At 74.2% G+C, this 12,720-nt stretch carries 12 protein-coding genes; 5 read left to right on the top strand and 7 right to left on the bottom strand.

The window, feature by feature from the left end:
• Nucleotides 1–67: 67 nt before the first annotated feature.
• On the bottom strand, nucleotides 68–718 hold the full coding sequence (locus BMX65_RS09055) for a DUF6643 family protein (RefSeq protein WP_074999641.1): 651 nt from the start codon (nucleotides 716–718) through the stop codon (nucleotides 68–70).
• 402 nt (nucleotides 719–1,120) lie between these two features.
• On the opposite strand from BMX65_RS09055, the gene BMX65_RS09050 reads away from it, so the two are divergent.
• Nucleotides 1,121–2,506: a TerD family protein gene (locus tag BMX65_RS09050; RefSeq protein WP_074999640.1), complete on the top strand. Its 1,386-nt coding sequence runs from the start codon at nucleotides 1,121–1,123 to the stop codon at nucleotides 2,504–2,506.
• Between the two features lie 39 nt (nucleotides 2,507–2,545).
• On the opposite strand, the gene BMX65_RS09045 is transcribed toward BMX65_RS09050, so the two are convergent.
• A complete protein-coding gene (locus tag BMX65_RS09045; protein WP_074999639.1) occupies nucleotides 2,546–3,694 on the bottom strand; it encodes a glycosyltransferase in 1,149 nt (382 codons plus the stop codon).
• Between the two features lie 134 nt (nucleotides 3,695–3,828).
• Between BMX65_RS09045 and BMX65_RS09040 the strand changes: the two genes are divergently transcribed.
• From BMX65_RS09040 to BMX65_RS09030, 3 genes are all read left to right on the top strand, one after another.
• Complete coding sequence (locus BMX65_RS09040; protein WP_074999820.1) at nucleotides 3,829–4,638, top strand: glutamate racemase; 810 nt, start codon at nucleotides 3,829–3,831, stop codon at nucleotides 4,636–4,638.
• A gap of 189 nt (nucleotides 4,639–4,827) precedes the next feature.
• The gene (locus tag BMX65_RS09035) at nucleotides 4,828–5,445 is read left to right on the top strand and encodes a hypothetical protein (protein ID WP_107437432.1); all 618 of its coding nucleotides are present in this window, start codon (nucleotides 4,828–4,830) and stop codon (nucleotides 5,443–5,445) included.
• Between the two features lie 65 nt (nucleotides 5,446–5,510).
• Nucleotides 5,511–6,008 (top strand): NUDIX hydrolase, encoded by a 498-nt coding sequence (locus BMX65_RS09030; RefSeq protein WP_074999638.1) that lies wholly within the window; start codon nucleotides 5,511–5,513, stop codon nucleotides 6,006–6,008.
• 116 nt (nucleotides 6,009–6,124) lie between these two features.
• On the opposite strand, the gene BMX65_RS09025 is transcribed toward BMX65_RS09030, so the two are convergent.
• Nucleotides 6,125–7,618: a M28 family peptidase gene (locus tag BMX65_RS09025; protein ID WP_079171778.1), complete on the bottom strand. Its 1,494-nt coding sequence runs from the start codon at nucleotides 7,616–7,618 to the stop codon at nucleotides 6,125–6,127.
• A gap of 68 nt (nucleotides 7,619–7,686) precedes the next feature.
• Nucleotides 7,687–8,889, bottom strand: a complete 1,203-nt coding sequence (locus BMX65_RS09020; RefSeq protein WP_074999637.1) for a cytochrome P450 — start codon at nucleotides 8,887–8,889, stop codon at nucleotides 7,687–7,689.
• A gap of 701 nt (nucleotides 8,890–9,590) precedes the next feature.
• On the opposite strand from BMX65_RS09020, the gene BMX65_RS33925 reads away from it, so the two are divergent.
• Nucleotides 9,591–10,208, top strand: a complete 618-nt coding sequence (locus BMX65_RS33925) for a helix-turn-helix domain-containing protein (protein WP_143081828.1) — start codon at nucleotides 9,591–9,593, stop codon at nucleotides 10,206–10,208.
• On the opposite strand, the gene dhaM is transcribed toward BMX65_RS33925, so the two are convergent.
• The 3 genes from dhaM to dhaK all read right to left on the bottom strand — a co-directional run bounded on the left by dhaM (nucleotide 10,193) and on the right by dhaK (nucleotide 12,493).
• Nucleotides 10,193–10,624: a dihydroxyacetone kinase phosphoryl donor subunit DhaM gene (gene dhaM / locus BMX65_RS09010; protein WP_239501894.1), complete on the bottom strand. Its 432-nt coding sequence runs from the start codon at nucleotides 10,622–10,624 to the stop codon at nucleotides 10,193–10,195. The genes BMX65_RS33925 and dhaM overlap by 16 nt on opposite strands.
• Complete coding sequence (gene dhaL, locus BMX65_RS09005; RefSeq protein WP_074999818.1) at nucleotides 10,611–11,240, bottom strand: dihydroxyacetone kinase subunit DhaL; 630 nt, start codon at nucleotides 11,238–11,240, stop codon at nucleotides 10,611–10,613. Before dhaL ends, dhaM begins: the two co-directional genes overlap by 14 nt.
• A gap of 260 nt (nucleotides 11,241–11,500) precedes the next feature.
• The gene (gene dhaK / locus BMX65_RS09000) at nucleotides 11,501–12,493 is read right to left on the bottom strand and encodes a dihydroxyacetone kinase subunit DhaK (protein ID WP_074999634.1); all 993 of its coding nucleotides are present in this window, start codon (nucleotides 12,491–12,493) and stop codon (nucleotides 11,501–11,503) included.
• Between the last annotated feature and the right edge of the window lie 227 nt (nucleotides 12,494–12,720).

The following is a 12,720-nucleotide window of genomic DNA, read 5'->3' as shown; positions in this document are numbered from 1 at the left end:
TGTGCGTGCACCGCCGTCTCCCCAACGGCGGTGCACGCCTGCGGCGCCGGCGCGGTGTGCGGACCGCTCAGTAGCCGCGGCCGGGGTACTGGTAGCCGTCGTAGGGCTCCTCGTACTGCCCGGGCATCTGGCGGGGCGCGGCCGGCCGCGGCGCCACCGGGCGCATGTACTGCGTGGCCTGGTTGTGCACCGCCTGCTGCTGGTACTGCTGCACCTGGACCTGCGGCTGCGGCTGCTGCTGCACGGGCTGCTGCGGCTGCGCCGGGCCCGGGTAGCCGTACCCGCGCTGCGCCTGCTGCGGGATGTGCGGTGCCGGGGTGTGCTGCAGCGGCACGGGTCCCCCCTGGCCTGCGCCGCCTCCGGGCGGCAGCGCGGCGGGCGCCTGGCGCATCGGCTGCTGGCGCATCGGCGCCTGCTGCGGCGCGGGCTGCGGCATCTGTGGCTGGGGCGCGGCGGCCGACGGGTAGCCGTAGGACGGCGCCGGTGCGGAGTACTGCAGGGAGCCGGGCTGCTGGGGCGCTGCCGGGCCCGCGGGCAGGGCGGGAGGCAGCGCCGCGAGTGCGCTGCCCGTGCCTCCCGTGTCATAGGCCGACGGCACCCGGATGGGAGCGATCTGCGGCGTGCCCCGCTCAGCGACGAGACTGTCGTAGATCGGCGTCTCGGGGTAGGACGGTGCAGCGTAGTAGCCGCCGCTGTAAGAGCTGCGGGGGGAGGTCATACTCATAAGTTAAGCCCAAAATCAGCATCGGCACTAGAGAGGTGCGGAAGGAACGCCTACGCCTTCCCTGTCGGTGCAGGCGGGAGCCGGTTTTCGCCCCATCGGAGGCAGCCGCGCCAGAGGCGCACGCGGGAGAGCCCGAACAGGGCGAATACCCCCCATGCCGACCACGATGACGGCTGATCAGGCACAGGGACATGGCTTGTTCCCGCCTGTCCCTGTTGCGGGCGCGCGGGAGGGGAAGCTGACAGAAGCATAAGCCCACCGGCTAGGACATAGAACGCCCATACCCCTGCCAGATGTTCGAGTCCGGGGAGTCGGAGCGAGGGGGCTTCGGCAGCGGTGGCGCAGTGCAATAGGTTGGGGAGCGGTACGCAGGAACCGAACCCAGGGGGAGTGGCCATGACGATGCGCAAGGGGACGAACGTCCCCGTACCCGCCACGGCGGTGCGGGTCGAACTCGGCTGGTCGTCCGGCCCCCTCGTGCCGGACGTCGACGCCTCGGCGCTGCTGCTGACCGAGCAGGGCAAGGTCCGCTCCGACGACGACTTCGTCTTCTACAACCAGCCGCGGCACTCCTCCTCCGCCGTCCGGCACGAGGGGAAGAACCCGATAGGCGCCGCCTGCACCGACGAACTGACCGTCGAACTGGACGGCGTCGAGCCGGACATCACGCGCATCGTCGTCGCCGCCTCCGCGGACGGCGGCAGCTTCGGACAGGTCCCCGGCCTCTACGTGCGGCTGCTGGACGCGACCGTCGGCGGACCGTCCTCGGGCCAGGAGATCGCCCGCTTTGACCCCACGGACGCGGCGGGAGAGACCGCGTACCTGCTCGGGGAGCTCTACCGCCGGCAGGGCGCCTGGAAGTTCCGCGCCGTCGGCCAGGGCTACGAGAGCGGACTGGCGGGGCTCGCCACCGACTTCGGCATCAGCGTCGACGACGCCGCACCCGCCGGCAGCACGCCCACCACAGCCGGTACCGGCACCCCGCCGCCGGACCCGAGCAGCGCTCCGACGCCGCACGTCCCCGCACCGCCCGGCGTCCGGGCACCGCAACTGCCCCAGGTCTCCGCACCTGCCGCTCCGGCCTCCGCCGCGGCGCCGAGCGCGCCTCCCGCGGCCCCGCCCGCCACCGGATCCGCGCCGGTGCGGCTGACCAAGGTGACGCTCACCAAGGAGGCCCCCTCGGTCTCGCTCACCAAGCAGGGCGGCACCTCGGGCGCCATGCGGGTCAACCTCAACTGGACGACCCAGGCCCAGCAGCCGAAGGGCCTGGCCGGGCGGCTGACCCGGGCCATGGGCGCCCTCACCGGCCCCGACCTGGACCTGTGCGCTCTCTACGAGCTCACCGACGGGCGCAAGGGCGTCGTCCAGGCCCTCGGCAACTCCTTCGGCTCGCTGAACCGGCCGCCCTACATCCACCTGGACGGCGACGACCGGACCGGCGCGGTGGAGACCGGCGAGAACCTCACCATCAACCTCGACCATGCCGCCGAACTCCGCCGCATCCTCATCTTCGTCACCATCTACGAGGGAGCCCGCAGCTTCGCCGGGCTGCACGCGACCGTCACCCTGCAGCCGCAGCACGGCGCGCCCGTCGACTTCTCCCTCGACGAGTGCACGGTCCCCTCCACCGTCTGCGCCCTCGCCCTGATCAGCAACGAGCGGGGCGAGCTGATGGTGCGCCGCGAGGCCCGCTACCTCGTCCCGCGGCGCGGCGTCAGCCCGCAGCGCACCGTGGACGAGGAGTACGGCTGGGGCATGCAGTGGACACCGGGCCGCAAGTGACGGGCCCCGGGGCCGTGCTGCGGTGAGCGGGCCGTGCCCTCAGGAGTAGGTGCGGCCCTTCCACGCGGCTCCCCGGCCCCGGTGGTGCTGTACCGCCGAGTCGACGGTCATGGCCAGATACAGCGCCGCCGTCACCGGCAGCAGCGGCGCCAGCCAGACCGGCTGCCCGTAGTAGCGCAGGATCGGTACGTACGAGAGGGTCATCGCCAGCCACCCGGCTCCGGCGACCGGCGAGCCCGCGCAGGCCCACACCGGCGGCACCAGGTAGACCAGCACGAGCCCCAGCACGGTGCCCGCGAGCAGCAACGGACTGTTGCGCAACTGCGCGTAGGCGCTGCGCGACACCATCCGCCACAGCGGCTCCAACCCCGTGTACGGGCGCACACTGCGCACCCGGTCGCCGAGGCCCAGCCAGATCCGGCCGCCGGAGCGCTTGACGGCGCGGCCCAGCGAGACGTCGTCGATGACCGCGTCCCGGATGCTGTCCGGCACCCCGGCGCTGACCGCGGCCGCGGTCCGCAGCAGTGCGCAGCCGCCCGCCGCCGCCGCGGTGCGGCCACCGGGCCTGTTGACCCGGCGGAACGGATAGAGCTGGGCGAAGAAGTACACGAAGGCCGGCACGATCAGCCGCTCCCACCCGGTGCGCACCCGCAGCCGCGCCATCTGCGAGACCAGGTCGAGCTGCCCGCCGAGCGCGGCCCGCACCAGGCGGCGCAGCGAGTCCGGTTCGTGCGCGATGTCCGCGTCGGTCAGCAGCAGGAACTCCGGCTCCGCCGGGGCGCGGCGGGCGTGCTCGATGCCCTGCCGCACCGCCCACAGCTTCCCCGTCCAGCCCGGCGCGGGCTCGCCGGGCTCCAGCACCGTCAGCGGCGGCCCCTCCGGTGCCCGCGCCGCCAGCTCCCGGGCGACGGCGCCGGTGCCGTCCCGGGACCCGTCGTCCACCAGCACGATCCGCGTCCCTCCCGGGTAGTCCTGGGCCAGCAGCGTCGGCAGGGTCAGCGGCAGCACCCCGGCCTCGTCCCGGGCGGGAACCACGACGCACACCGCGGGCCAGTGGACCGGTTCCGGCCCGCCGGGGCGCGGCAGCCGGACGTCGGTCCGCCAGAAGAAGCCCTGCCCCAGCAGCAGCCACACCCACGCGGCCAGCGAGGCGAGCGGAACGGCCGAGGTCCAGGTGAGCGCGCTCATCGTGCGGAGTCTGCCGTACACCGGCCCCCGGCGGCGCCGCGCCGCGCGCCGGACACGGAACCATGTGCACGGACCGTGGCCCGGGGCAGCGGCGGACGGGGGCGGTCTTCGTCCGTGAAGTACAGTTCCTCCACATGAAGATCGCGCTACTGGACTCCGGTATCGGCCTGCTGCCCGCGGCCGCGGCGGTGCGACGCGCACGCCCCGACGCCGACCTCGTGCTCTCCTCCGACCCGGACGGACTGCCGTGGGGGCCCCGCGACGGCGCGGACATCGCCGCGCGTGCGCGGGACTGCGCCCGGGCCGCCGCCGAGCACCGTCCGGCCGCGCTGATCGTCGCCTGCAACACGGCCTCGGTGCACGCGCTGCCCGCGCTCCGCGCCGAACTGGAACCCGGCCTGCCCGTCATCGGCACCGTCCCGGCCGTCAAGCCCGCGGCGGCGGCCGCCGTGCGCACCGGAGGGCGGATCGCCATCTGGGCAACCCCGGCCACCACCGGCAGCCCCTACCAGCGACGGCTGATCGAGGAGTTCGGGAACGGCGCCGACATCACCGGAGTGCCCTGCCACGGGCTCGCGGACGCCGTGGAGAGCGGCTCCGAAACCCTGATCGCCGAGGCCGTGCGCGCGGCCGCCGAGCGCACCCCCGCCGGCGTGGAGACGGTCGTGCTCGGCTGCACCCACTACGAGCTGGTCGGCAGCCGGATCCAGGAAGCGCTGCGCGGCACCCGCGCCGAGGGCCCCGCGCTGTACGGGTCGGCCGCCGCCGTCTGCGCCCAGGCACTGCGCCGCGCCGGCGTCAGCCCCGAGCCGGAGGCGGCGCCCACCGGAGAGCTCACCGTGCTGCACAGCGGCAGGACGGCCGCCCTCCCGGACGCGGCCTTCAGCTACCCGGAGGGCCGACTGCTGGCCGCGGGGAACACGGCCTCCGCCGCGCGGGCCTGACCGCCCGGCCCCCTGGGCGGCCACGCGCCGGGGCCGGGGCCCGGCTGCCGCGGGTCCGTCCGCCGGGGCGTGCCGGTCCTGGGCTCGCGGCGCCCGTGGACGGCTGCGGGCGGGGGCCGGTCCGGTTCCCGGTGGCTGACACGGCCCGCTCCGGCTGCCGGTGCGGGCTCCCGCGAGTACGCTGCCGACATGAGTGACCGTCCCCGCGACGGCGCCGCATCCGCCCAGGGCGGCGCCGGACCCCGCGGCGAAGCCGCCCGCAGCCCCGCCCCCGCGCCTCCCCGGCACGTCGTCCCGCCGCCGGGCGCACAGGTCTGGACCGGGCGGGCCAGCAGCCGGCTGCAGTGGGGCCTGGCCGCCGTCGGCGTCGGATGCCTGGCGCTGGGCATCGATCTCGCGGTGGACATGACCTGGCCCGGTGGGGTGGTGCCGCGGATCATGTCCGTCGTCGGCTGCGTCGCCGTCGGCCTGCTCGTCCTCTTCGGCACCCTCGCCTTCGTGCACGTCGAGGTGAAGGTGGAGAACGACACGCTGGAGGTGCGGTGCGGGCACGCCGGTGTCCCGCGCCGCCGCATCCACCTGCGCGACGTGGTGCACGCCGAGCACGCCCCCCGCGTCACCCCGCGGCACTGGGGCGGCTGGGGCTACCGCTGGCGGCCCGAGAAGGGCACCGCCGTCGTCATCCGGCGGGGGGAGGGGCTGGTGCTCCGGCTGGGCGACGGCCGGCTGTTCACCGTCACCGTGGACGACGCGGAGGCGGCGGTCCACCACATCCGCGCCCGGCTGCACGCGCTGCGGGCGGCCTGATCCCCGCGTGCCGCCCGCTGCCGCCTCGGGCGGCGCGCGGATCCCGCCCGGCTTAGGGTCGGATCATGGCGACTCCCGACTACATCCGCGACCTGCGGCGCTCCGCCGGTCACCAGCTCCTCCACCTGCCCGGCGTCAGCGTCGTCGTCTTCGACGACCGGGGGCGGGTGCTCCTGGGGCGGCGGGCCGACACCGGCCGGTGGGCGGTGATCGGCGGCATCCCGGAGCCCGGTGAGCAGCCGGCCGACTGCGCGGTGCGCGAGGTGCAGGAGGAGACCAACGTCCGGTGCGTGGCCGAGCGTCTGGTCGGGGTGTACGCGCTGGACAAGCCCGTCACCTACCCCAACGGGGACATCTGCCAGTTCATGGACATCGTCTTCCGCTGCCGGGCCACCGCGGCGGCGGCGAGTGCCGTGCGCGTCAACGACGAGGAGTCGCTGGAGGTCGGCTGGTTCGGCCTCGACGAGCTGCCGACGTTGAAGGAGTACGCGCACTTCCGCATCAAGCAGGCTTCCCAGGAGGGCCCGGCCTCCTTCACCGCGTCCCCGGACGCGGCGGGCTGACGGGCCGGCCGGCTGCGGCCTGACGGGGTCTGACGGGGCCTGAGGGCCGCGGGCACACGCGGTCACCGGCGGCCAGGTCACCCGGCCCCGCCGGTGACCGCGTGTGCCCGGCCGGGCTACCCGGCGGCCCGTATCCCGCGTACGGCGCCGTCCTTCAGCGCCAGTTCGCCCAGGACCCAGGCCAGCGCGCGGGCGTTGGTGTCCAGCGCCGTCCGGTCGATGGCCTCCAGCCGGTCGCACGGCTGGTGGTAGCAGGGATCGAACATCCGCCCCGCCGTGCCGCCGAAGCGTGCCTGCTGCTCGGGGGTCTTCACCTGCAGATTGCCCCCGTCCAGCCCGCCGACCGGGATGCCCGCGGCCTGGAACACCAGGTGGTCGGAGCCGATCGCGCCCGGGTCCTGCCGCTCGAAGGGCAGTCCGCGCCGCTCGAAGTACCCGGCGAACAGCTCGGCGATCCGGTGGCTGCCGCCGGTTCCCGGGTCCCAGACGAAGCGCCCGTAGTTGGACGGGGCGAGCAGTTCCGCGTTGAGAACGGCGGCGATCCTGCCGCGCTCGGCGGGCGAGAGGTGGTCGACGTAGTAGCCGGAGCCGACGTCGATGAGCTCCTCGGCGCCCCACCACATGAACCGCACCTTGTTGCGCACCCGGTCCTGGTGCGGTGCCAGTTCCAGCGCCGTCTGCAGCACGGTCGCGGCGGTGGAGCCGTTGTCGTTGATGCCCGGCGCCTCCGGCACGCTGTCGAGGTGGCCGCCCATCACCACCACGTCGTCCGGATCGCCGCCCCTCGTCTCGGCGATGACGTTCACCGTCGTGCGCCGCACGTCGTCTCCGCGCAGTGTCAGCCGCACCCGGGCGCCCTCGTCCGAGGCGGCCTGCCGCGCCAGTCGTTCGCCGTCGGTCTGGGAGACCATCCCCATCGGGATCACGAAGTTCTCCCGGGGCAGGCCCATCAGACGGTAGTTGTTCTGCGGCGACGGGGTCGGGTAGTACATCACCACCGCCCGCGCGCCGGCCTGCGCGGCCACTTGCTGCTGGTGGCCGAATCCGCAGGCGTCGCGGGCCAGTACGACGACCGCCCCGCGCGCGGTCACGCCGTCGTAGTCCGATGCCGTGCAGCCCGTCCTCCCGCGGGGCAGTGCGACCACCCGTGCATCGAGACCGGCCGCGGAGGTCGACGGAGTGAAGCGGGTCATCAGGACGGGCACCCGCCGGCCGTCGCCGCTCCCCGACCGCACGGAGAGCCGCTCCTCGGCGATGTCGAAGTCGGTGTAGGGCACCCGCTGCCTCTCGACCTCGTATCCGGCCGCTGCCAGCTTGCCGGCCACGTACCGCACCGAGCGGGTGAATCCGGGCCGGTTGTAGCCCCGATTGCCGCCCTCGGCATCGGCGATCCGCTGGAAGGCCCGCAGGTGGCGGGCCACGTCCCGGCCCCGCACCCCGTCGGCCAACCGGTCGGGGGAGAGGGCGGCCCGGCCGGTGGCGGTGGTCCCGGCCGGTGCGGAAGGCAGCGGCGCGGCACCGGCCTGCTGGGCCGACAGGCAGGCCAGCGACAGCGCCGCCGCCGCGGCGAGTCTCAGGGTGTGGCGGAGCGGACGGTCGAAAACGGGCACGGGCTTTCCCTTCGCACGGTGCTCCGGGGGTGTCCGCGGAGCCGGGACGGAGCTGCGGGTCGGGGCGTTCAGCGGGCGGCAGCGGCCTCGCTGACCGCGACCGGCAGTGTGCGCAACCCGCGGAGTGTCGCGGTGTGTTCGTACTCTGCGGGGCCCTGGGGCCGGAAGCCGATCCCGGCCGTGTGCAGGGCCGAGAGCACCGCTCGCAACTGCAAGGTGGCCAGCCCCGCGCCCAGACAGGCGTGCGCGCCCCGGCCGAATGCCAGATGTGCTCCCTTGCGCCGGGTCAGGTCCACCGCGTCCGGGTCGGCGAAGACCTCCGGGTCCCGGTCGGCCGCGCCCAGCAGCAGCACGACGACCTCGCCGTGCCGGATCCGCCGGCCGCCCAGCTCGCTGTCGGCCACGCACACCCGGGCGTCGGCCTGGACCGGCCCGTCGAGCCGGAGCAACTCGTCGACCAGCGGATCCAGCGCGTGCTGAGCCATGGCGCGGCCGAGCAGCGCGGGGTCGTCCACCAGCCGGGCCAGTGCGTTGCCCAGCAGCCGGCTGACGGATTCGTACCCCGCGTGCAGCACGGCCCGCAGCGAGTTGGCCAGCACCGCCTCGGACACCTCCGGGGCCTGGGCACGGGCGGCGCGGGCGGCGCCGAGAAAGCCGTCCTCGCCGGCGGTCTCCAGCCACTCGCCCACCATCCGGCTCAGCTCGGCCCGGGCCCGGGTGCCCGGTTCGGCACGTGCGGGATCCAGTCCCGCGTCCATGCTGCGGACGATGGCGTTGGACATCTCCTCGAACCAGGGCCCGTCGGGCGGTGCGACGCCCAGGAAGTCGCACATCGTGTGCAGCGCGAGCGGGCGGGCGAATCCGCCGACCAGGTCGACGGTGCCGGCGCCGTCGCCGCGCAGCGCCTCCAGCCGCCCGGCGGCGAGCTGCGCCGCGGTGTCCGTCACGGCCGTGTGCGAGCGCACGTGCAGCGCGGAGACGAGCAGGTGGCGGACCGCGGAGTGGGCGGGCGGGTCCAGCGACTGCACGCTCAGTTGGGCGTCGGGGACCGCCTCGCCCACCCTGCGGAAGTCGGAGCCGAAAGCGGTCGTGTCACCGAGCACCTTGCGGCACTCGGCGTGCCCGGTGAGCACCCAGGAGTCGAGCTGCGCGTGCCAGTAGACCCTGCGGTGTTCGCGCAGCCGCCGGTATGCCGCGTGCGGAGCGGCGATGACCTCAGGAGCCAGGGGGTCGTAGAGGGGGTCCCGCTCTGTGTCCGCCGCTCCCGTCATGGCCAGCCTTTCTCGGATCCGGTGGGGGTGGGGTGCGAAGTGGGTGCGAAGTGGCTTGCAAAGGGGCCGGCACGTTCGCGGCCACGCGTGAATACACGTGGCCGCGACAACCGTGAACTCATCAGTGGATGTAACGCATGGAGCTCTCCCTTCTGCGTGGGTTCTCGGGGTCCGCCGTCACAGCGTGCGGACGGCGAGCTCGTGGGTGCGGCCGGTGCGAAATCCGGCCTCGGAAAGGGCAGTCGGGGCTTCGTCCCGCCGACGGAGCCGCGCGGTTACGCTCCTGCAAATCGAATCCGAGAGCGGGGGCGTTGTCATGGATGCGAAAGGAATACCCATGTACCACCTTCCCTGTTGCCCTCTCGAGGGCCTGAAGTCGGCCGTGGTCACCTTCCGACAGTCGATGCGCTCAGCGCAAGAGGGTGGCGGGTTGGGAACGCCTACTTTTCCACCGGCGGAAAAGTAGGCGTCACATTCCGGGGCGGTATGCCAAGTTCCGCTGCCGGCGCGCGAATGCGGACGACCCGAGCGGGGCATCCGAAATGACGGCGGACGGCGGGTGGAGCGGTCCGGCCGTGCAGATCCCGGCGAATGAATCGACTTCGAAGGTGTAAACCAATGATGAAATCGGTGACATGCTTCCCGGTGCGGTACCGCGCCGGTGTCCGGTACCGGTGCACGCTTCGTTCCGGGTGCGCCCGGTGAGCGCGGCCACGGGTTTCGCGTTACTCGCGGCCATGACGGCGCTGGAGCGGGAGAACCCCGGCTCGCCCCACCGGCTGGGGGCGATAGCCGCGCGTGCCGGACTCAGCGCCTCCCAGGCGAACAAGCTCCTCGCGCAGGCCGCGGAGCACGGGCTGGTGCACCGCACCGGCTACGGGCGTTATGCGCTGGCCGGAACGGCGGCACGCGCGGTGGCCGACGCGGCCGCGCAGCAGGCCCGGACGGCGGTCGCGACCCGGCATGCCCCCGACAGCCGCTGGCGGCACATCCCGGTCGTCGCTGCGGCGGCCTCCGCCGTCCCGGACCGGCGCACCGAACCGCCTCCTGCCCGCGGTCTCGACCGCGATCCCCGACCGCGGCCGGACACCGGGCACGAACGGGACTTCCACCGAAGAGCCGGTCCGGCCGGACCTGGAGTCCCGGCCGGATCCGGCGTCCCGGTCGGCCCTGGAGTCCCGGCCGGATCCCGGGCGCCGGCCGGAGCGGTGCCACCGGCCGGACCGGTGGCACCGCCCGGAGCCGCGTCCGGGAAGGGCTCGGCCCCGGACGGCGGTCCGCCGCTCCCGCAACTGACCGCTGCTCAGAGCTTGCGGTAGGTGTATGCCTCCTCGGCAGCCGAGGCCACCGCAGCCAGGTCGCCGCCGCCCGCGGCCGTCACGACGGCGGCGACCGCACCTTCCACCAGGGGCGCGTCCACCAACCGGGCGGGCTCCGGCAGCTCGTCGCCCTCGGCCAGCAGCGTCTTGACCGTCAGCACCGCGCTGCCCAGGTCGACCAGGAGCGCGACACCCGCTCCCTCGTCCATCCGGTGCGCGGCCTCGACGATCAGTTCCTCGCTGGTACCGAGCCCGCCGTCGGGCAGCCCGCCCGCACCGGCGACCCGGGCGTCCGGCACCCCGGCGAGGCCCGCGGCCAGCCGGGCGACCGAGTCGGCGACCTCCTTGCTGTGCGAGACCAGAACGATCCCCACCCGCTTGCTGCCGTCGGCCTGCGCCACGTCACTCACTCCCACTGCTGTCGTTCTCCTGGGACCCTGCCGTCCCGCCCTCGGCGCCGTCGGCCTCCGCCAGCGCCGCCACCAGCAGCGCAGCCGAGGTCGCTCCCGGGTCCCGGTGCCCGATGCTGCGCTCGCCCAGATAGCTGGCCCGGCCCTTGCGGGCCTGCATCGGCACCGTCTCCTCCGCACCCCGCTCGGCCGCGTCCCGCGCCGCACCGAAATCCTCGCCGCCGCTGTCCGCCAGCGCCGCCACGGCCGGGAACAGCGCGTCGAGCATCGTCTTGTCACCCGCTGCGGCACCGCCCAACTGCGCCACCGCATCGATCCCGGTACGCAGCGCGTCCGCCAGGTCCTCGCCGCTGACGCGCTCCGCGCTGCCGAGCGCCTTGCCCGTACGGCGCAGCAGTGTGCCGTACAGCGGGCCCGAGGCGCCGCCCACCGTGGAGACCAGCTTCCTGCCGGCCGTCATCAGCACGGCCCCCGGCGTCCCGGGGACCTCCTCGGCCAGCTCCCCGCGCACCGCCTCGAAACCGCGGCGCATGTTGCCGCCGTGGTCCGCGTCGCCGATCGCCGAATCCAGCTCCGTCAGCCGGTCCGCCTCCCGGGCCACCGCGTCGGCCGAAGCCGTCATCCAGCGGGCGAAGAAGGCGGCGTCCAGCTCCCGGCCGCCGCTCCCGCCCTCGCCGGACCCGCCGGCCTCGTTCGTCACCTTGCCGCTCACTCCTGCTCCTTCACCGCTGTCCCGGTCGTGGTGCTGCTCGCTCCGGCAGGACCACCGCGTACGTCACCGCTCTGCGAGGCGTGCGGCACCGCAGTGCGTGCCGCACCGCTGCGCGGTCGCGGGGCCCGTCCCGCCGGCCGCCCTCGTGCCACCGTTCGGCGGGCGGGCCCTCAGGCGCCCCACCGCAGTCCGGCGGTCTGCACGGGTGCGTCCCACAGCCGCAGCAGCTCCTCGTCGGCCCGGCACAGCGTCACGGAGGCGCCCGCCATGTCCAGCGAGGTCACATAGTTGCCGACGAGCGTACGGGCGACCGGGATCCGCCGCTCGGCCAGGACCCGGTGCACCTCACCGCAGAATCCGTAGAGTTCCAGCAGCGGTGTCGCTCCCATACCGTTGACCAGCACGAGGACCGGCTCCTCGGGCCGCAGGTCCTCCAGCACCGCGTCGACGGCGAAGTCCGCGATCTCCCCGGAGGTCATCATCGGGCGCCGCTCCCGGCCCGGCTCCCCGTGGATGCCGATGCCCAGTTCCAGCTCGCCCGCGGGCAGCTCGAACATCGGACCGCCCTTGGACGGGGTGCTGCACGGGCTGAGGGCCACCCCGAAGCTCCGTGCGGAGTCGGCCACCTGGCGCGCGACCGCCTCCACCCGCTCCAGCGGTGCCCCCTCCGCGGCGAGCGCACCCGCGATCTTCTCCACGAACAGCGTGGCGCCCGTACCCCGGCGCCCGGCCGTGTGTGTACTGTCGGTCACCGCCACGTCGTCCTCGACGAGCACCTTCCCGATGCGTACCCCTTCGTCCTCGGCCAGTTCGGCGGCCATGTCGAAGTTCAGTACGTCGCCGGTGTAGTTCTTGACGACGAACAGCACGCCCTCTCCGCTGTCCACGGCCGCCGCAGCGGCGACCATCTGGTCGGGGACGGGAGAGGTGAAGATCTCGCCGGGGCAGGCGGCATCCAGCATCCCGGGCCCCACGAATCCGCCGTGCAGCGGTTCGTGCCCCGAACCGCCACCGGAGACCAGCGCGACCTTCCCCGCCACGGGTGCGTCCCGCCGGACCACCACCCGCCGCTCCACATCCACGTGCAGTTCGGGGTGGGCGGCGGCCATCCCGCGCAGCGCGTCGGGAACCACGGACTCGGGAACGTTGATGAGCATCCTCATGTGTACCTCCACGCGAGATTGGCAGCAACCGCTTGTGCGGGCTTCGTTGCTGGTCACAGCGGGTTTGTGGGGGATCGGGGGCGGCGTGGCCCCGGCGCTCGGCGGCGTCGCGGGGCACGGGGTTCCGGGCTGATGCCGGGGTGCTGACGAGGCTCGTGACGGCGTATCAGTCGAACCTCTGATCGGTATCGTCCATCCCGGACAGTCTCTCGCGTAGATCGCGGGTC

The organism is Streptomyces qinglanensis, from assembly GCF_900111245.1.
Lineage (GTDB): Bacteria > Actinomycetota > Actinomycetes > Streptomycetales > Streptomycetaceae > Streptomyces > Streptomyces qinglanensis.
Note: the sequence above shows the minus strand (reverse complement) of the source record. Positions and strands in the feature narration are given on the sequence as shown.

Excerpts from the sequence above, each read along its gene's own strand:
- BMX65_RS09055 (WP_074999641.1), bottom strand. The coding sequence starts at position 718 with ATGACCTCCCCCCGCAGCTCTTACAGCGGCGGCTACTACGCTGCACCG.
- BMX65_RS09050 (WP_074999640.1), top strand. The coding sequence starts at position 1,121 with ATGACGATGCGCAAGGGGACGAACGTCCCCGTACCCGCCACGGCGGTG.
- BMX65_RS09045 (WP_074999639.1), bottom strand. The coding sequence starts at position 3,694 with ATGAGCGCGCTCACCTGGACCTCGGCCGTTCCGCTCGCCTCGCTGGCC.
- BMX65_RS09040 (WP_074999820.1), top strand. The coding sequence starts at position 3,829 with ATGAAGATCGCGCTACTGGACTCCGGTATCGGCCTGCTGCCCGCGGCC.
- BMX65_RS09035 (WP_107437432.1), top strand. The coding sequence starts at position 4,828 with ATGAGTGACCGTCCCCGCGACGGCGCCGCATCCGCCCAGGGCGGCGCC.
- BMX65_RS09030 (WP_074999638.1), top strand. The coding sequence starts at position 5,511 with ATGGCGACTCCCGACTACATCCGCGACCTGCGGCGCTCCGCCGGTCAC.
- BMX65_RS09020 (WP_074999637.1), bottom strand. The coding sequence starts at position 8,889 with ATGACGGGAGCGGCGGACACAGAGCGGGACCCCCTCTACGACCCCCTG.
- dhaL (WP_074999818.1), bottom strand. The coding sequence starts at position 11,240 with ATGACGGCTTCGGCCGACGCGGTGGCCCGGGAGGCGGACCGGCTGACG.
- dhaK (WP_074999634.1), bottom strand. The coding sequence starts at position 12,493 with ATGAGGATGCTCATCAACGTTCCCGAGTCCGTGGTTCCCGACGCGCTG.